Below are 18,339 nucleotides of genomic sequence, written 5' to 3' on the forward strand. Positions count from 1 at the left end.
CAGTTGACAGTAAAGAGTTCATTGTTAATATTTGTGGGCTAAAAACAGTTAACTGGTAGGGGCGGGTTCTTTTAGATCTTTGCTAATCACCGCGCATCTTGATGAACCCGCCCCTACAACTGATGACTGATTAGGAGTGTAGATCCGTAGGTTATGATAGATATATTCATATTTCTTAATTTTTGTTTACAAAATCCTGATGACTGCACCAAGCATTGCCAAAACCAAGCAATTCTTTAAGAAAACCGTATTTTTTGACAACGAGCCAACCCCAGAACTGATCGCCATTTTGCTGGTGTACTTTGTCCAGGGAATTTTAGGACTGGCCCGTTTGGGGGTGAGTTTTTTCCTCAAGGATGAATTGGGAATGAGTCCGGCGCAAGTGTCGGTATTACTGGGAATTGTGGCGATTCCCTGGATTATTAAACCCCTATTTGGCTTTATTTCCGATGGTCTGCCGATTTTTGGTTATCGGCGGCGTCCCTATTTAATTCTCTCAGGACTGTTAGGAACCCTATCCTGGGTCGCCCTGGCTACAATTGTTCACACTCCTTTAGCCGCTACGGGGGCGATTGCCTTGAGTTCCCTTTCCGTGGCTATTGGCGATGTAATTGTCGATTCCTTAGTGGTTGAAAGAGCCCGTCACGAATCGATTCATAATATTGGTTCTCTGCAATCCGCTTCCTGGGGAGCTTCGGCCATTGGCGGATTAATTACCGCCTATTTAGGAGGATTTTTATTAGAGAAATTTCCCCCACAAACCATATTTTTAATTACAGCAACTTTTCCCTTAATTACTTCCATTGTGGCGGGATTAATTGTAGAAGAATTTCAAGGTCAACCTTCTAATTGGCAAACGGTTAAATCTCAAATTAAAAATCTGCGTCAAGCCATCACCCAAAAATCAATTTGGTTGCCTACGGCCTTTATTTTTATTTGGCAAGCCACACCCACGGCTGATTCGGCATTTTTCTTTTTTACCACTAATGAATTAGGATTTCAACCAGAATTTTTAGGGCGAGTTCGTTTAGTGACTAGCGTGGCATCCCTACTCGGAATTTGGCTATTTCAACGATTTTTTAAGTCCCTTCCCTTTCGGACAATCTTTTTTTGGTCAACAATTATTTCCACCCTATTAGGGATGACGATGTTACTATTAGTCACCCACACCAACCGAACCCTAGGAATTGATGATCATTGGTTTAGTTTAGGGGATAGTTTAATCCTAAGCGTGATGGGACAAATTGCCTATATGCCTGTTTTGATATTAGCTGCTCGCCTCTGTCCTCCAGGGGTAGAAGCCACATTATTTGCCCTATTAATGTCTATTTCTAATTTAGCAGGTTTAATTTCCTATCAATTAGGAGGTGTCCTCACCTATTGGTTAGGAATTACGGAAACCAATTTTGACCAATTATGGTTACTGGTGATGATTACTAACCTGAGTACCTTATTACCGATTCCCTTAATTCATTGGTTGCCAAATAATAGTGCAGAAATCGAACCCCCAACGGTCACCATTCAACCAGCAGAACTTGATCAATTAACCGTAAATCCTTAATTAAGAGACAATGAAAAATATAATTTCTCAGCCAGCAAATCCCTTATCCTACAGTATCAAAGATTGGGCAAAGGGATATCTTTCTCAACCCCATGAATACGACTATTGGATTGAAGATATTGAAGGAGAAATTCCGACGGAACTAGAAGGAACTCTCTATCGCAATGGCCCAGGTTTATTAGATATTAATGGACAAAGTTTTCGTCATCCCTTCGATGGCGATGGCATGATATCTGCGATTCGCTTTACCGAAGGTACTGCCCACTATTGTAATCGATTTGTCAAAACTCAAGGTTATTTAGAAGAACAAAAAGCCGGAAAAATTCTCTATCGGGGTGTGTTTGGAACCCAAAAAGCCGGAGGATGGTTAGCAAATTTTCTGGATTTAAAAATCAAAAATATTGCTAACACAAATGTTATTTATTGGGCGGGAAAACTATTAGCATTATGGGAAGCTGCCCAACCCTATCATCTGGATACCAAAAGTTTAGAAACTATTGGAATTGATGACTTAGAGGGGATTTTAGAACCCGGAGATGCCTTTTCAGCCCATCCTCGAATTGATCCTAATTGTGAATGGAATGGCGGTGAACCCTGTTTAGTCAATTTTTCGATTAAACCGATGTTATCAACCACCATTACAATTTATGAAATTTCTACCCAAGGAAAGTTACTGAGAAAACAGGTTCATTCTGTACCTGGATTTGCTTTTATTCACGATTTTGCTATTACTCCCAATTATTGTATTTTCTTCCAAAATCCCGTCCAGTTCAATCCCATTCCCTATTTATTAGGATTATCGGGGGCGGGAGAATGTATTAACTTTCAAACCGAAAAACCGACTAAGATTATTGTGATTCCCAGGGGTAAAAAGGGTAAAATTCAATATTTTGAAATGCCTTTGGGATTTGTGTTTCATCATGCCAATGCCTATGAACAAGATGATACTTTATTTGTGGATTCTATTTGTTATCAATCCCTATCCCAAATTCGCCCCAATGAAGATTATCGAGAGACGGATTTTAGTGTATTAGACCCCGGACAATTATGGCGTTTTTCCTTGGGTTTGACCACGGGAAAAATAGAGCGTCAACTGATTGAATCTCGCTGTTGTGAATTCCCATCTCTCCATCCAAATTATGTCGGTAGACCCTATCGCTATTTATATTTAGGGGCCGCCCACGATGCCGAAGAAAATGCCCCCCTACAGGCAATTTTGAAAGTGGATTTAAAAATGAATCAGCGTCAATTATGGAGTGCCGCCCCGACAGGATTTGTCAGTGAGCCCATATTTGTGCCGCGGAAAAATGCCATCGCCGAGGATGATGGATGGGTGTTAACGGTGGTGTATAATTCTGAAAATCATCGTTCCGAGATTGTAATTTTGGATGGTCGTGATTTGGGGAAAGGTGCGATCGCTCGATTACACTTAAAACATCATATTCCCTACGGTTTACATGGAACCTTCGTGCCTTTTTGAAGTTTAGACTCTGATACCCTAACAACGGTAAGATCGCTGATCCGCTCGATATGTTAGGGTAAAAACGACAGAATTAGTAGACTCTTTAGCGAGGCAGTCCGATGAAGTTTAGCATCGTGATTACAACTTATAACCGCATTGCTTTACTGAAACGGGCAATTGATTCTGCATTGAAACAAACCATTCCCTGTGAAGTTGTGGTTGCAGATGATAGTTCTTCTGACGAAACAGAAGACTATGTTCGTAATTTATCTGCTTCCTTAGCTCAACAGGGAGACCACCGTTTAGTTTATCATCGCAACTCCAGTAATCTAGGCCATTCTGCCACGATGAATGCCGGGGTTAAAGTCGCTTCTGGAGAATGGATTAAACCCGTAGATGATGATGATTATTTGGCGGTCAATTGCATTGAAGAAATGAGCAAAGCTATTGAAACCTATCAAACTAAAGTCAATCAAAATTCATCCTCCCAGGCGGTAATTTGTTCGGTCTCAGCGTCTCAAGTAGACCCTGACGGTAAAGAATTAAGTCGAACTCGCTTAACCGGCCCGGGCACAGTTTATTATATTCCCCAGGAAGATATTCACTATGGAATGTTATTAGAACAAGTGCCATTTGGAACCCCGATTCAAGTCGCCTATTCCAAAGAAGCGTTTATCAAATCCGGTGGATGGGATTCGAGTTTGGATACTAATTGTGATGATATTGATTCTTGGATTAAAATTTCTCAATTTGGAGATGCAATTTTTATTAATCAGTGTTTAGCCTATCGTACTATTTGGCCGGGAGCTTTTAATCAAAAAATATCCCTGCAAAAGCGATTAGATACTAATATTTTAATCAAGGAAAAAATCTATAAATTGGTTAATCAAAAATATCATATTCAACTTCCTAGCCTTGAACATATTAGGGATTATCTTAAACTACATTGGAGTCTTGTGGCGTTAAAAAGAGCCAAAGTTAAAAACGCTATTTGTTTTTCCTCAAAATCCTTGTTTTCTGCTCAAGGTTGGAAATTATTAATATCTTCTCTTTTAAATCGAAGACAACAATGGTCAAAATTAAAACAAATGTCAAAAGTAGATAAAACCTCAGAAATTTTCGTCAAAAAAATAATTTTAATTGAATAATATTATGAAACATTTTTTAAAAATAGCTCGAACTTTCCTGTCAACCTACTATGCTTATATGGTTGAATATCGAGCCGAATTGTTTTTCTGGGTATTGTCGGGTTCCTTACCTTTTATTTTAATGGGAATTTGGATAAAAGCCTCCGAAACAGGTAATATCGGACTTAGTTCTATTGAGTTTGCTCGATACTTTTTGGCTGCTTTTATTGTCCGACAAAGTAATGTAGTTTGGGTGATTTGGGAGTTTGAAAAAGAAGTAATTCAAGGAAAACTTTCCCCTCGATTATTACAACCGATTGATCCAGTTTGGCATCATTTTCTTAGCCATATTGCCGAACGATTTGCCCGTTTTCCCTTTATTATTGGACTAATTATTTTATTTTTTGCCCTCTATCCCGAATCTTTTTGGATACCCAGTTTAGGACAAACCTTATTATTTTTATTCGTATTAATTTTAGCTTTTATGCTGCGGTTTATTATTCAATATACCTTTGCTTTATTATCATTTTGGACGGAACGAGCCAGTGCCATTGAACAAATTTGGTATTTACCCTATATATTTTTATCAGGAATAATTGCTCCTTTAACCGTCTTTCCTCCCTTGATTCGGGAAATAACATTATGGACTCCTTTTCCCTACCTAGTTTATTTTCCTGCTTCTATTATTGTGGGATTTCCCGTTGATGTATTTCGAGGTTTATTGATAATGTTCTTTTGGGGAATTTTGTTTTTTATACTCAACCGTTGGCTATGGAAACGGGGATTAAAACAATATTCAGGAATGGGTGCCTAGTAGTGAGTCCTTCAGGACTCTCTTTCTGGGAGAAAGCCCTAAAGGGCTTACTACGATTAATGGGTTATATTAATATAAATACATCACCAAAAAAAACAACAATGAGACTACTCCATACAATGTTACGCGTAGGAAACCTAGACCGTTCTCTAAAATTTTACTGCGATATTTTAGGAATGAAACTACTGCGCCAGAAAGACTATCCAGGGGGTGAATTTACCTTAGCTTTTGTCGGTTATGGCGATGAATCCGATCATAGCGTGATTGAGTTAACCTATAACTGGGGCGTCGAACAATATGAAATCGGTACCGGTTATGGTCATATTGCCCTCGGTGTGGATGACATTTACGCCACTTGTGAACAAATTAGAGCCGCTGGGGGTAAAATTACCCGTGAACCCGGCCCAATGAAACATGGAAACACTATAATTGCCTTTGTGGAAGATCCCGATGGTTATAAAATTGAGTTAATTCAGTTAGGAACTCAGGGATCAAATTCGGAAAAAGAAACGACTGTTGCGGCTTTAGGTTCTTGATTTTAAACAATTAAAACCCTTCCCTTAATAGGGGGAGGGGAAAATATTTAAAGTAAAGTTATGCACCATCCTTTGCTTATAATTTTCGTCAAAGTCACGATTTTTTCTTTGATGTTAGCCATCGGACTCAATCTTTCTTTTGAGAAAATGCTCTCCTTCTGGCGCAAACCAGCTTTACTATTCCGTGCGCTTCTAGCCGTTGTTGTGTTAGTTCCCCTAGTCGTTATTATCCTGCTAAAACTGTTTAATTTACCGCCAGGAGTAATGATAGGATTAGTCCTGCTAGCAGCATCTCCAGGAGCACCTCTGACCACAATGCGAGCGCAAATGGCTGGAGCGAGATTTCGTTATTCAGCCAGTCTTCAGCTAACCCTAGCTTTACTGGCCGTTTTTATTACTCCTATAACCTTAGCTATTTTCGCCATTTTGTTTAAAGGAATTCCAGAAAACACAACGATTTTAGAAGTCGCTGAACAAGTGACTATAGTACAATTTTTACCTGTTATTATCGGTCTTTTACTCCAAAAATATGAGGCTAAATATGTAGATGCGATCGCTAAATTTTTAACTTTTATGTCAAATGGTTTGTTTTTTGTATTAGCCATATTACTCTGTATCTTAGGATTCCCTTTATTATTGAAAGTTTGGGGATTACCGATGATTGCGATCGCTATTCTGGTCATTGCTTCTCTCGGTATTGGACACACTTTAGGGGGGCCAGATGAGGATAAACGATCAATTCTAGCGATTTCCTGTATTGCTCGTAATGTCGGTTTGGCTCTATTTATTGCTATTTTGAATAATGTACAACAGCAGGTGATTCCGACGCTGATAGCTTATATAATTTTGGGAGCCATTTTAGGTGTTCCCTACTCTCTTTGGAATAAGCGAAAATTAGCCTCCTTAACCCCCGAAACCTAACCCATTATGAGTCAGCCACCCGTCAATTCAGAACCCCCTAAACATCTTTCTAATGATGATTTAGCAGTAGATCGTACCGAAATGGCTAAATACCGCAGTCGGGCGGCCGCAGATCGCACTTTAATGGCTTGGATACGCACCTGTCTGTCGTTGATTGCTTTTGGTTTTGGTATCCCCACTATTGTTAGAACAATTGAACAAACCCACCTTCATCCTAATATTGACCCCGTAAGATTTTCTGTCATTGTTGGACTGTCTTTTATTAGTACGGGAATGTTAGGAATGGCTTTAGGATTAAGGGAACACCGTCGTTTACTTGAACAAATTCAAAGCGATCGCTATACCTACGAAGCCTCTTACAGTACGGAAATTATTGGGGTTGCTTTGCTGGTCATTGGGTTAGTTAGTTTTATTGGGGTAATCGTTAAGTCCCTAATTTTTTAATCCTCTTTCGATATAACATAACCACTAAAAACCACCAGATGAAATCAACTTTAAGTTCTTGTTTCAGTCTATTAACAATTTTAGTCGCCACACCTGCTTGGGCGAGTGCTGTTAATCTGGATTCTGATCCGACGGTATCCTCGGCTTTTTCAGAAGATCAGCATCAGTTTTTGATTAATTCTGATCGGCATTTTCCCGTAGATCAATATCCGCTTGAATTCAATCCAGTTGCGGTTGAAAAAATGGCGATCGCTCCTTCTCCCTCACAACAATTAACTGAAAAGAATGCAGAAGATTATAAACTCTCTCAACTAAGTTCAACCTTCTTAAATCATAGCATTAATGCCGCTGATTTACAATCGCCTGAACTGAGAACCATTAATTATGCGATCGCCCCAGAAACAACTATTCCAAATCCTCCTAATATTGAGGGAAATACACTTAGCCAAAATCCCAATAATATTGTCAATGAATTCCTAGCTGAAGATACACCTAGTTCAACTCCAGAAACTGAACAACCAACGAAAAAACCCGGATGGAGATTTGAAGTTGAACCGATGCTATTTGTACCCTTTAATATTCAGGGTTATGCCATTGTTGGAGAAGGTGCAAGTGTAAATCGAGTTGTTTTAGTTGACTTAATTACGGCTGAAATTACGAATCGAATCTTAAATCAATTACCCAAAGATATAATTGAACAAACCGTTAATAGAGTTTTAGAACGTCTACCATTTGATCGCAGTAATACTCGGTTAGAAGACCGCATTGCTCAAGGAGTGCGCGATCGTTTAAAACAACGGGGAGAAGACCTAACAGCACGCTTAGAAACTCAAATTCGAGAAGGAGTACAAACAATAGTCAATCGAGTTCCTTACGGTCAAGTTCCGATTGAAGTTGATTTTAATTTGGGTATCTCCAAAATTCTTGACCTTAATTTTACTAGACTTTTACAGTTAGGAACCCGTTTGGAAGCATGGAATGGGGATATCGGATTAATCTTTCAAGGGGTATATGCTGAAATCGGTTTGACGAATAAAGGTTCGCAAATTGATGTTGATTTTGATACGGAATTATTAACCTCAGAAATCTTATTAGCATGGCATTTAGGAACCCTTCCGCTAACAGCTGTTAAAGATACCTCAAAACCAAATAATGTCTATCCTTCCCTTGATTTTGAAGTCTATGGAGGGACTCGTTTTGGCTATCTTGATCTGAATTTTAATTTTAATCCTGGCCCGGAAATTAACTATCGACCGGATTGGTTTGATCCGGCATTAGGAGCGCAAATCACACTCAATTTAGCCGATAATCTTAAAATTACAACCAGAGGCGGAACCGCAATCACAGGGGGAAGTGAAGCCCAAGCCAATTGGGATTTATTGGTAGCTTTAGATTGGCAAATATCGCGGAATTTAACCTTATCTACAGGTTATCGTTTGTATCAATTAAAAGTTGAAAAAGAAGGGAATATTGGAACCTCAACGGTTAAGATGACTTCTCAAGGAATGCGTTTAGGATTAGCTTGGTCTTTCTAGTTTAAACACAAACCCACTGAAACTGATTAAAGGTTTGGCTTATGGATTGGAATTTTAAAATTTTAATCCATTCTCTTCCGTACTTAGGAAGGCTTTGATATAATCAGAATATCCAATAATATCTTAAAATTGCATAACTATGCAGACCATCACCCTTGAAGTCAGTCCCGAAATTGCCGAAGCTTATCAATTTGCTTCCTTAGAGGAACGTCAACAGATTCAGCAAATTGTTAGCCTTTTACTCAAGAGAGAAAATGAAAATGATATTGATTTTTTAAGAAAAATAATGGATGAAATTAGCGACAGAGCAATGGCGAGAGGCTTAACACCAGAAATTTTAGAATCAATTATTAATGAAACCTAGACAATATTTAGTTTTAGATACCAATATTCTAGTCAGTGCGGTTCTGTCTAAAGCAAGTAAAGCACGTCAAGCCTTAGACAAAGCACAAAATATAGGGAATATTTTAATGTCATCTTCTGTCTTACTGGAACTAGAAGAAGTTTTATTTAGACCTAAATTTGACAAATATGTGACTCAAATAGAACAGTGCGTTACTGCATGATTCAGCCAGTCTATAAGTTAGCTCTCGCCTTCCCATGTTTTTTTCAACGTTTCTGAAGGTAACTCCCCAAATAATTGTTTATAATCCCTCGAAAAATGCCCCATACTCCAAAATCCCCAATGAGTTGCAATTCCTGAAATTGTAGTTTGGTTAGGATCACAAGTTTTTAGAGTTCGTCGTACTCCATTTAATCGCTTGATTTTGAGATATTCCATCGGACTCATCCCAAACAAATCGTGAACACCATAAGACAATGTTCTGGGACTGGCGTTGACGGCTGTGTACAGATCTTTTAGAGTTAGAGGTTGGTCAATATTTGCTATCATAAAATCTTCCAATTCTTTTACCATCTGATAGCGCCCCAATTTTGGAATCCCAGAATCAAAAGATTCCTCATCAAACCGCAAGGTATCAATTAAAAGCGGTAAGCAGTCTTCAACAATTATCTTTTTGGTTTGCGCTTGCTGTAGCCAAGTTGGGTTAGTTTGAAGTAAATAAAATAATTCTTGTAAGTAAGTTTTAAAATAACTGAGTTGAGTCGGATCAATATGAACTATATTTTTATGGAAAAACGCATCATTAAAGGACTTGTATTTCATAAGATCGGTGTATTTATGAAATACATTAGTGCTGACGACAACGATTCCGACTTGGCAGGGTTTCTGATTAATAATATGGGTTTCACGAATGGGATCTAATCCAAATAAAACCTTCTGATTCAAACGCTGATTATGGGCGACTAATTCTTGATCTTGAGAGGTTAAAAGTGTTCCAAAAGTCAGGGTATTTGGGGGTTTACCTCCGACAATTTGCATAGCTTGATTAGCAGAAGCATAAATGAATTGTAAACAGCCAAATTGAGCGATCGCTAATTCCCCTTTAAATTTTCCCTGACTGAGTTGATTTGCTGTCAAGTTCCAGGTTTTGAACGCCTCAGTCCATTGATCAAAATCTTCAAATAATTGATGCAAACAAAACGGATTAAATTCATCCCTCATCGGGACTATATTTGGGGTAGTCATAGAATATTTATTTTTGTCAATCACATTTTAGTAATTGTGTCAATATATTAAGATTGCAAATTTGGTATACCATCATTTCTAAAATCTTACGATAATATTAGGGGATTTCAGAATTAGGAGGTAAACTAGCTAAAAAGAGGCGACAAAACCTATACGGGAGTTTGTCAATAATCTGGTTAATTTGTCATCTTATGGAATGGTCGTTTTTAAGAAACTTTGCAATTACCCTATTTGCCCTTTTAAATCCTTTAGGGATGCTGCCAATTTTTATTAGCTATGTGGGTCGTGAGCGACTAGGGGTGCAACGCTGGTTAGCCTTGTTTATTTCTGGCACTGTGTTGGGCTTGCTACTGTTATTTATGTTAACAGGCGCATCTGTCCTGCAATTTTTTGGTGTCACCCTGAATTCGTTTCGGATTGCGGGAGGCATCCTGTTATTAATTATCGGGATTAACATTGTAAATGGAGTAGTATCCAAGACCACAGAAATTAACGTTACCAAGGCAAAAGAAAGCGATCTAACCCAGGCCCAATCTATCTATCGCCAAATTGTGATCCCGATGGCGATGCCTTTATTAGTGGGGCCCGGTGTAATTGCCAACGTCATACTTTATGCTAGTGAAGCAGAGGCAAAGAAAGGGAGTGGATTGCTTCTCGGATTAATCTTAATGACGATTTTAGTCAGTTTCTTCGTGTTCGTTATTCTCTTATCGGGTAGAGAGTTACAGCGCATGATCGGAGATACGGGACTCAGTATTGCTCAACGAACTCTTGGACTATTTGTCGCGGCGATCGGTGTTCAATTTATAGTTACAGGTTTAACCAATATCATTGTTGTTCAAATTGTGCCTGAAATTTTGAAACTCCGATAAAGCTACAGTCGATTACTATATCAATACAATTCTAACTTCAAGGAGAAATAAAAAATGACCGATAAAAAACCGAACATTGTCGTTATTTGGGGGGATGATATTGGTCAATCTAACCTCAGTTGTTATACTCATGGTTTGATGGGCTATAAAACCCCTAATATTGATCGGATTGCCAAGGAGGGGATGCTATTTACCGACTCCTACGCCGAGCAGAGTTGTACCGCCGGGCGATCAGCTTTCATCACGGGTCAATGCGTTTTTCGCACAGGTTTAAGCAAAGTCGGGATGCCGGGAGCCGACCTGGGGATGCGTTCCGAAGATCCGACTATTGCCGAACTTCTGAAGCCCCTGGGTTACGCCACCGGACAATTTGGTAAAAACCACCTGGGCGACAAAGACGAAATGCTGCCCACCAACCACGGCTTTGACGAGTTTTTTGGTAATCTCTATCACCTGAACGCAGAAGAAGAACCGGAATTACGGGACTATCCCCCGGCCGCCGACTTTCCCAACTTCAAGAAAAATTTTGGCCCGCGCGGTGTCCTCGACTGTAAAGCCAACCCAGATGGCACTCAAACTATTGTAGATACGGGTGCGTTGACCAAGAAACGGATGGAAACCATTGATGATGAAGTGCTGGCCAAAGCCAAGGATTTTATTGATCGCCAGGTGAAAGCAGGTATTCCCTTCTTCCTCTGGTTTAATACGACCCATATGCACTTCCGCACCCATGCTAAGGCTGAGAGCTTAGGACAGTCTGGACGCTGGCAGTCAGAATACCACGATGTGATGATTGACCATGACAAGTGCGTTGGGGAATTGCTCAATTATCTCGATGCCCTCGGGATTACAGATAATACATTTGTCATGTATAGCACCGATAACGGCCCCCACATGAACTCCTGGCCTGATGCCGGGATGACCCCTTTTCGGAGTGAAAAAAATACGAACTGGGAAGGGGCTTTCCGTGTACCCAAGTTGGTGCGCTGGCCAGGTGTGATTCAGCCGGGTAGTGTCTCGAATGAAATTGTTAGTCATCTGGACTGGTTGCCAACTTTTTTGGCGATCGCAGGTGATCCAGACATTAAAGAAAAACTACTCACAGGCTACCAAGCGGGGAATAAAACCTTCAAGGTACATCTGGATGGCTATAACCTAGTGCCTTATCTCAAAGGCGAGGTGGAAAAAAGCCCACGAGTCGAATACTTTTACTTTAGTGATGATGGCGACCTGATGGCATTGCGCTTTGACCACTGGAAGACGGTTTTCATGGAACAACGGGTAAAAGGGACTTGCCAAATTTGGGCCGAACCCTTGGTCACGTTGCGAGTTCCAAAACTGTTTAATCTCCGCACCGATCCCTATGAGCGTGCAGATATTACCTCAAATACCTATTGGGATTGGATGTTTGATCACATTCCTTTAGTATTGGCTGCCCAGCCTCTAGTTGCCAAATTTATTGCAACTTTCCAAGAGTTTCCCCCACGCCAAAAAGCTGCTAGTTTTACTGTTGATCAGGTGATGGAAAAAATTACCTCTGGTATTGCCAGTCGTTAGGGGTATCACCCGTAGTGAGTCCTTCAGGACTCAGCCCTAGCTGCGTGGTAAGAGTATTGAGGAAGTACTTACACACGAAGTATCACCCGTAGTGAGTCCTTCAGGACTCAGCCCTAAAGGGCTTACTACGGTTTGAGTACAATTTATAATTGAAAATGAGCTTAGATAAAATTATTGTTCCCTTGGATGTTCCCACAAAAGAAGATGCGATCGCCCTGGTGGAAAAACTGCCTCAAGTCACCTTCTGGAAAGTTGGTTTAGAATTATTTGTTAGTTGTGGCCCAGAAATTTTAACTTTCCTTAAATCCCAAGAAAAACGCATTTTTCTGGATTTGAAATTCCATGATATTCCGAATACCGTTGCTGGCGCTTGTCGGTCTGCTTCTCGATATGGTGTGGATTTAATTACCCTCCACGCAACGGCCGGAAAAACAGCCCTGAAAGCCGCACAAATCGCCGCCGAAGATGGCGCAAAGGAGGCGGGTTATCCCGTCCCTAAATTAATCGCTATTACCCTATTAACCAGTTTAAATTCTAGGGATTTAGCCTTTGATTTAAAAGTGCCTTTAGAATTACCGGAATATGCCTTACAAATGGCCTTATTAGCTCAAGAAAGTGGGTTAGCGGGGGCCGTTTGTTCTCCCCAGGAAGTCGCCCAACTGCGTCAAACCTGCGGGGATGAGTTTCTATTAGTTTGTCCGGGGGTACGTCCGGTTTGGGCAGATAAAGGCGATCAACAACGAACTTTTACCCCCTCCGAAGCGCTCAAAGCCGGGGCAAATTATCTGGTTATTGGACGCCCGATCACCGCCGCCGATGACCCCATAACCGCCCTAGAACGTATTATTGAGGAAATCAATAACTAATAACAGACGCGCCGTGGCATACAGACAGACGCGCCGTGGCACGTCTCTACAGTGTGATTAAAGTCCTAGGTCAACGGCGACCCGATGGGCGCAGGCGAAGCCGGAGAAAGCGACAGCGTTTAATCCTTGGCCGGGGAAAGTGCTATCACCGACACAATATAACCCCCGGATGGATGTGCGGTTAAAGGGCATTCCTAGGAGTCCTTTTAATTTATGGGTGGGAATGGGGCCGTAGGTTCCATCCTGTCGGTTTAAAAAGCGACGATGCGATCGCGCGGTGCCCACTTCCATATAGTCTAAACCCGCATCTAACCCGGGGAAAAGTATTTCTAAACGATCAATAATTCTGCCCGCCGCCTGTTCTTTTTTGGCTTCATATTCTGATTCGGGTAATTTTTCCCAATCATCAATCCAACTAGGGGTAAAAGCATGAATAATATGATAGCCGACCGGAGCTAAACTCGGATCTAATAAAGTTGGAATTGACACAAAAATTGTGCCCTCGGGTTCCTCCATTTTATCCCAATTTTCCACAATAATATGGTGACAATCGGTTTCTGGGGGAAGGATGGAGGCTTCTACCCCTAAATGTAAACTCAAGAAACTGGGGGATTTTTGATAACGTTCTCGCCATTTTTTTTCCGCCCTAGGCATAGATTCCGTGGGAATTAATTTACCAAAGGTATCCCAACGGGTGGCATTAGAAACGATTCTTTTCCCTCGATAAACTTTACCATCAACGAGTTCTACTCCCACTGCTTTTCCATTTTCTAATACAATTTGTTTAGCTCGGGCTTTATATTGAATTTGTCCACCAAATTTTTCTAATCCCTCGACTAATTTAATCGCAATTTGACCAACTCCACCTTTGGGATAGTTAATTCCGCCATAATGGCGATCGGAAAATACCATTCCGGCGTTGATCATTGGGGTTAAATCTGCGGGAACCACTGACCAGCAGTAACATTCAATATCAATAAACTTTAAAACTTCAGGATCAGTAATATAACGTTTGGCAATATCTCCGACATTTTGGGGTAAATACTGGACTAACCCTAAACATGATCCCGGTTCTTGGAAAAATACCCGCATTAAATAACGGGGTTCTTCCAAAGATAGCAACTCCATGGAGTTCAGACAGTTAAAGACGTTCCAGCATTCATCATAAAATTTACGAATCCCTTTTTCTTCCTGGGGGAAGCGGGTAATTAGTTCTTGCAAAAATTTCTCATAATCTCTATGTACCCGTAATTTGAGATCATTGGGTAGGTGATAATGAATTTGAACCGGATCGGGAATGGTTTCTAGGGTGACATCTACAGCTTGCAGGGCGCGGGTAAGTAGGTTGGTGGTTCCCTTGTCCCCAAAGCCAAAAATCATGGATGCACCGACATCAAATCGATATCCGTCCCGTTCAAAATATCCCGAACTTCCGCCCGGGATGATATAGCTTTCCAGGACGAGAACTTTCGCACCCTTGGCCGCTAATTGGGTCGCAGTCACCAGTCCTCCAATACCAGAACCAATGACAATTACGTCAAATTCCTGATCTGAGTCAGAACTAAATTCAGCAAAAGACTGGGATAGGTTAGAAACAGGCATGACTGTCAACTCTCTTAAGCATTTCCTGACTGTACAGTGTAGCGTCTTACGCCCAAATCAGAGAGTTCAATTTTCACCGTTTTCAAGAAAGGGGAATCACAATCAAGAAATTCGGGGTCAGCCTACCATTGCCGACTGCCCCGTTTGCCGATCCTTTTGAGAGGAGAACACTGAAAGTTAATATAGCTTTGTTGATAATTATTGTCAACACCTTGGGAAATTTTTTTTGCCTTGAGTGGGATAGGGGACTGGCGGGGGATAGTTTTGTGGCTCTGGATTCGGTGTACAATCAATGATTAATATAGTTAGTTTTAAGTCGGGAGTGTCGTCCCAGATAAATTTGTAGCCAGTATGAAACACACCCTATCTGTTTTAGTGGAAGATGAAGCCGGAGTCCTGACGCGCATTGCGGGTTTATTTGCCCGTCGGGGGTTCAATATTGAGAGTTTGGCCGTGGGCCCGGCGGAACAATCGGGGATTTCTCGAATTACAATGGTGGTTCCTGGGGATGACCATATTATTGAACAGTTGACCAAACAACTCTACAAACTGATCAATGTTCTGAAGGTGCAGGATATTACGGAAGTTCCCTGTGTGGAACGGGAGTTAATGCTATTGAAAGTTAATTACAATAGTAGTACCACTCGTTCTGAGATTATTGAGTTGGCCCAGATTTTCCGGGCGCGGGTTGTGGATATTGGGGATGATGCCCTAACCATTGAGGTAGTGGGCGACCCGGGGAAAATGGTGGCTATTGTCCAGGTTTTAGGTAAGTTTGGAATTCGGGAAATTGCTCGGACGGGCAAAATTGTCTTGGTGCGCGAGTCGGGGGTCAATACGGAATTCCTGAAAAGTAAAGCTTCGGTGGAAGCGAGATTTTAGCTGAAACAGCAGAATCTTAAACCAAGTAGGGGCGAATGGCCATTCGCCCCTACCGTGGCTTCTCAGATTTGTCGGACGTTTTAACTCGGATTTGATTAACAAATTGGGGTTGAGCGTCCTATTTTATTGGGTTTTAGGGGGTTGTAATGTTTTGTAAATTTTTTTCATCCGTTGTCGCACGAAGCTAGAAAGCCTAATTCCATCAGAATAGGAGCTTTTTTAAGATTTTTATGGATTTGGGGGTTGACTCGTTAGGAGAATTCGGTTATAGTCTTGAATATCGAGAAATTTACAGGTTCGGGCAGTTGAAAACAACCTATTTTAGTTTTTATACCAGCCATACATCCGTAGTCTCGCGCAAACGCACTTTGAAAACTAAATAGGGTAAGGTTTCCAGAAGGGTAGGGTTAGTTTCTATCTTTTCCCCGCAAGGGGACGGAAACACTGTGTTGTAATGCTCAAAAAACGCCGTTGTGTGACACTCATCTAATATGACGTTAGTTTCTATCTTTTCCCCGCAAGGGGACGGAAACTTTTGAGGTTTCTCCTGTTTCAATGTCACGTACGTTTGAGACGGTTAGTTTCTATCTTTTCCCCGCAAGGGGACGGAAACTCAGCTTCAACAGTTGCACCAGCAGTAACAGAAGCTTCGTTAGTTTCTATCTTTTCCCCGCAAGGGGACGGAAACACACATAACGGTCAACGTCAACATAAATCCCATGAACTCGGGCGTTAGTTTCTATCTTTTCCCCGCAAGGGGACGGAAACATAATATCTTCCCTTCTTGTTCTAACAGAAACACCAGCTGCAGTTAGTTTCTATCTTTTCCCCGCAAGGGGACGGAAACTTATATTCTAAATCTCTTTTACTATCTTGTGACTTGTTTCTCTCCTGGTTAGTTTCTATCTTTTCCCCGCAAGGGGACGGAAACTGCAGAGTTGATTAATTCTGCACATCCCAATTTGGATGCAAGGTTAGTTTCTATCTTTTCCCCGCAAGGGGACGGAAACTCATATCAATGTCCTTTCCCCTAAGGGAATAGATTACATTGTTAGTTTCTATCTTTTCCCCGCAAGGGGACGGAAACTTTACTGTCGAAGAGGAAGATACAGGGGATGGTACTTATGTAAACTTATATTGGGTTAGTTTCTATCTTTTCCCCGCAAGGGGACGGAAACAAGAGTTTATAATGTTAAAGCATTGAGTGAAAGTCTTATCTCACTCTCGTTAGTTTCTATCTTTTCCCCGCAAGGGGACGGAAACTTGTAGTGTGTATGTAATACCCCCCTACCACCCCGTGAGTTAGTTTCTATCTTTTCCCCGCAAGGGGACGGAAACACCAGCAGAGGATTAACACCTGCATCCAAAGCATCAAGTTAGTTTCTATCTTTTCCCCGCAAGGGGACGGAAACACACCCTCACCAAGGAGGGCATGAAGTGTATCATGTCCCCGAAGATTAGGGGTTAGTTTCTATCTTTTCCCCGCAAGGGGACGGAAACACAATTACCTAAGTTCCAAACACTTTACTTAACATCCAGTTAGTTTCTATCTTTTCCCCGCAAGGGGACGGAAACACATCCAATCCCGCTTGGGACAGGATATACTTAACCTTCGTTAGTTTCTATCTTTTCCCCGCAAGGGGACGGAAACACCACTTCACCAGCAAAGCCTTCTGCCACACCACCTATGGTTAGTTTCTATCTTTTCCCCGCAAGGGGACGGAAACCTCAACTAAGGGATGAACTTGTTGCCCTTGGTTGTTAAGCCAAGTTAGTTTCTATCTTTTCCCCGCAAGGGGACGGAAACACCACAGTACCTAGCTGAACTAGGTTATAAGGTAGTTGTATGCCAAGTTAGTTTCTATCTTTTCCCCGCAAGGGGACGGAAACCATTGTGGTAATTGTTGGTCTCGCGGAAATTAACCAGTTAGTTTCTATCTTTTCCCCGCAAGGGGACGGAAACGAGAAGAGGAATATATCATGGGAGGACAGCGAGAGCCATCATCCAAGTTAGTTTCTATCTTTTCCCCGCAAGGGGACGGAAACGTTGGTAGAAGGATTAAGTCCTTCTAAAATTATGTGTTAGTTTCTATCTTTTCCCCGCAAGGGGACGGAAACTGAATGTAATTTGAAGGTAGTTCATATAGATTTCTTGTTTGTTAGTTTCTATCTTTTCCCCGCAAGGGGACGGAAACTTGAAGGTTTCATGTGAGTTCCTGATATGTTAACTAGAAACAGTTAGTTTCTATCTTTTCCCCGCAAGGGGACGGAAACGTTTTGAATAGAGTCATGTGGCATACTGACAGCCGCTCGGATTTTAACCTCGTTAGTTTCTATCTTTTCCCCGCAAGGGGACGGAAACCTCTGGAAGGGACTTAATCCCTCATCAAACGTCAGAAAGTTAGTTTCTATCTTTTCCCCGCAAGGGGACGGAAACTTGTGCTGATGCTTGGCATACCACTGTGCTGCTCTGCCTGTGGTTAGTTTCTATCTTTTCCCCGCAAGGGGACGGAAACGCCAGTCTTTCTATTTGGTCAGGGTCTACATTAACTGCAACGTTAGTTTCTATCTT

The 18,339-nt window shown here is 41.3% G+C and carries 16 protein-coding genes and 1 CRISPR repeat array (1 of these 17 only partly in view); of the genes, 14 read left to right on the top strand and 2 right to left on the bottom strand.

Going from position 1 to position 18,339, the window contains the following annotated elements; genetic code table 11:
- Positions 1 to 199: 199 nt before the first annotated feature.
- The 10 genes from AC2D3N_RS12840 (at position 200) to AC2D3N_RS12885 (ending at position 8,966) form a co-directional block, all read left to right on the top strand.
- Positions 200 to 1,561 carry a folate/biopterin family MFS transporter gene (locus AC2D3N_RS12840; RefSeq protein ID WP_484691062.1) on the top strand — a complete coding sequence of 454 codons (1,362 nt, stop codon included), beginning with the start codon at positions 200 to 202 and terminating at the stop codon, positions 1,559 to 1,561.
- 10 nt (positions 1,562 to 1,571) lie between these two features.
- Positions 1,572 to 3,041, top strand: coding sequence for a carotenoid oxygenase family protein (locus AC2D3N_RS12845; RefSeq protein ID WP_079681086.1), 1,470 nt, complete (start codon positions 1,572 to 1,574; stop codon positions 3,039 to 3,041).
- A gap of 101 nt (positions 3,042 to 3,142) precedes the next feature.
- Entirely contained in the window at positions 3,143 to 4,171 is a 1,029-nt protein-coding gene (locus AC2D3N_RS12850; protein WP_484691063.1) for a glycosyltransferase, read from the top strand.
- Positions 4,172 to 4,175: 4 nt separating this feature from the next.
- Positions 4,176 to 4,964, top strand: coding sequence for an ABC transporter permease (locus tag AC2D3N_RS12855; protein WP_079681088.1), 789 nt, complete (start codon positions 4,176 to 4,178; stop codon positions 4,962 to 4,964).
- Between the two features lie 101 nt (positions 4,965 to 5,065).
- A complete protein-coding gene (gene gloA, locus AC2D3N_RS12860) occupies positions 5,066 to 5,500 on the top strand; it encodes a lactoylglutathione lyase (protein WP_234996813.1) in 435 nt (144 codons plus the stop codon).
- Between the two features lie 60 nt (positions 5,501 to 5,560).
- The gene (locus AC2D3N_RS12865; RefSeq protein ID WP_484691064.1) at positions 5,561 to 6,421 is read left to right on the top strand and encodes a bile acid:sodium symporter family protein; all 861 of its coding nucleotides are present in this window, start codon (positions 5,561 to 5,563) and stop codon (positions 6,419 to 6,421) included.
- 6 nt (positions 6,422 to 6,427) lie between these two features.
- Complete coding sequence (locus AC2D3N_RS12870) at positions 6,428 to 6,865, top strand: YidH family protein (protein WP_484691065.1); 438 nt, start codon at positions 6,428 to 6,430, stop codon at positions 6,863 to 6,865.
- 38 nt (positions 6,866 to 6,903) lie between these two features.
- Positions 6,904 to 8,400: an outer membrane protein gene (locus AC2D3N_RS12875; protein ID WP_484691066.1), complete on the top strand. Its 1,497-nt coding sequence runs from the start codon at positions 6,904 to 6,906 to the stop codon at positions 8,398 to 8,400.
- A 139-nt stretch (positions 8,401 to 8,539) separates the two neighbouring features.
- On the top strand, positions 8,540 to 8,764 hold the full coding sequence (locus AC2D3N_RS12880; RefSeq protein WP_079681093.1) for a hypothetical protein: 225 nt from the start codon (positions 8,540 to 8,542) through the stop codon (positions 8,762 to 8,764).
- The gene (locus AC2D3N_RS12885) at positions 8,754 to 8,966 is read left to right on the top strand and encodes a putative toxin-antitoxin system toxin component, PIN family (protein ID WP_144017867.1); all 213 of its coding nucleotides are present in this window, start codon (positions 8,754 to 8,756) and stop codon (positions 8,964 to 8,966) included. The genes AC2D3N_RS12880 and AC2D3N_RS12885 overlap by 11 nt, the downstream gene beginning before the upstream one ends.
- A gap of 17 nt (positions 8,967 to 8,983) precedes the next feature.
- On the opposite strand, the gene AC2D3N_RS12890 is transcribed toward AC2D3N_RS12885, so the two are convergent.
- Positions 8,984 to 9,988, bottom strand: a complete 1,005-nt coding sequence (locus AC2D3N_RS12890) for a helix-turn-helix domain-containing protein (RefSeq protein WP_484691067.1) — start codon at positions 9,986 to 9,988, stop codon at positions 8,984 to 8,986.
- A gap of 191 nt (positions 9,989 to 10,179) precedes the next feature.
- On the opposite strand from AC2D3N_RS12890, the gene AC2D3N_RS12895 reads away from it, so the two are divergent.
- The 3 genes from AC2D3N_RS12895 to pyrF all read left to right on the top strand — a co-directional run bounded on the left by AC2D3N_RS12895 (position 10,180) and on the right by pyrF (position 13,283).
- Positions 10,180 to 10,860: a MarC family protein gene (locus tag AC2D3N_RS12895; protein ID WP_484691068.1), complete on the top strand. Its 681-nt coding sequence runs from the start codon at positions 10,180 to 10,182 to the stop codon at positions 10,858 to 10,860.
- Positions 10,861 to 10,914: 54 nt separating this feature from the next.
- Positions 10,915 to 12,417: an arylsulfatase gene (locus AC2D3N_RS12900; protein WP_484691069.1), complete on the top strand. Its 1,503-nt coding sequence runs from the start codon at positions 10,915 to 10,917 to the stop codon at positions 12,415 to 12,417.
- Between the two features lie 155 nt (positions 12,418 to 12,572).
- Positions 12,573 to 13,283, top strand: coding sequence for an orotidine-5'-phosphate decarboxylase (pyrF, locus tag AC2D3N_RS12905; protein WP_484691070.1), 711 nt, complete (start codon positions 12,573 to 12,575; stop codon positions 13,281 to 13,283).
- Positions 13,284 to 13,340: 57 nt separating this feature from the next.
- Here pyrF and crtH read toward each other — a convergent pair whose 3' ends face one another.
- A complete protein-coding gene (gene crtH, locus AC2D3N_RS12910) occupies positions 13,341 to 14,885 on the bottom strand; it encodes a carotenoid isomerase (RefSeq protein WP_484691071.1) in 1,545 nt (514 codons plus the stop codon).
- A 351-nt stretch (positions 14,886 to 15,236) separates the two neighbouring features.
- On the opposite strand from crtH, the gene ilvN reads away from it, so the two are divergent.
- On the top strand, positions 15,237 to 15,767 hold the full coding sequence (gene ilvN / locus AC2D3N_RS12915) for an acetolactate synthase small subunit (RefSeq protein WP_484691072.1): 531 nt from the start codon (positions 15,237 to 15,239) through the stop codon (positions 15,765 to 15,767).
- Positions 15,768 to 16,173: 406 nt separating this feature from the next.
- Positions 16,174 to 18,339: a CRISPR direct-repeat array (repeat unit 37 nt; unit sequence GTTAGTTTCTATCTTTTCCCCGCAAGGGGACGGAAAC) (it continues 258 nt past the right edge of the window).

The organism is Planktothrix sp. PLAVEN19ND (assembly GCF_057220675.1).

Excerpts from the sequence above, each read along its gene's own strand:
- AC2D3N_RS12840 (WP_484691062.1), top strand. The coding sequence starts at position 200 with ATGACTGCACCAAGCATTGCCAAAACCAAGCAATTCTTTAAGAAAACC.
- AC2D3N_RS12845 (WP_079681086.1), top strand. The coding sequence starts at position 1,572 with ATGAAAAATATAATTTCTCAGCCAGCAAATCCCTTATCCTACAGTATC.
- AC2D3N_RS12850 (WP_484691063.1), top strand. The coding sequence starts at position 3,143 with ATGAAGTTTAGCATCGTGATTACAACTTATAACCGCATTGCTTTACTG.
- AC2D3N_RS12855 (WP_079681088.1), top strand. The coding sequence starts at position 4,176 with ATGAAACATTTTTTAAAAATAGCTCGAACTTTCCTGTCAACCTACTAT.
- gloA (WP_234996813.1), top strand. The coding sequence starts at position 5,066 with ATGAGACTACTCCATACAATGTTACGCGTAGGAAACCTAGACCGTTCT.
- AC2D3N_RS12865 (WP_484691064.1), top strand. The coding sequence starts at position 5,561 with ATGCACCATCCTTTGCTTATAATTTTCGTCAAAGTCACGATTTTTTCT.
- AC2D3N_RS12870 (WP_484691065.1), top strand. The coding sequence starts at position 6,428 with ATGAGTCAGCCACCCGTCAATTCAGAACCCCCTAAACATCTTTCTAAT.
- AC2D3N_RS12875 (WP_484691066.1), top strand. The coding sequence starts at position 6,904 with ATGAAATCAACTTTAAGTTCTTGTTTCAGTCTATTAACAATTTTAGTC.
- AC2D3N_RS12880 (WP_079681093.1), top strand. The coding sequence starts at position 8,540 with ATGCAGACCATCACCCTTGAAGTCAGTCCCGAAATTGCCGAAGCTTAT.
- AC2D3N_RS12885 (WP_144017867.1), top strand. The coding sequence starts at position 8,754 with ATGAAACCTAGACAATATTTAGTTTTAGATACCAATATTCTAGTCAGT.
- AC2D3N_RS12890 (WP_484691067.1), bottom strand. The coding sequence starts at position 9,988 with ATGACTACCCCAAATATAGTCCCGATGAGGGATGAATTTAATCCGTTT.
- AC2D3N_RS12895 (WP_484691068.1), top strand. The coding sequence starts at position 10,180 with ATGGAATGGTCGTTTTTAAGAAACTTTGCAATTACCCTATTTGCCCTT.
- AC2D3N_RS12900 (WP_484691069.1), top strand. The coding sequence starts at position 10,915 with ATGACCGATAAAAAACCGAACATTGTCGTTATTTGGGGGGATGATATT.
- pyrF (WP_484691070.1), top strand. The coding sequence starts at position 12,573 with ATGAGCTTAGATAAAATTATTGTTCCCTTGGATGTTCCCACAAAAGAA.
- crtH (WP_484691071.1), bottom strand. The coding sequence starts at position 14,885 with ATGCCTGTTTCTAACCTATCCCAGTCTTTTGCTGAATTTAGTTCTGAC.
- ilvN (WP_484691072.1), top strand. The coding sequence starts at position 15,237 with ATGAAACACACCCTATCTGTTTTAGTGGAAGATGAAGCCGGAGTCCTG.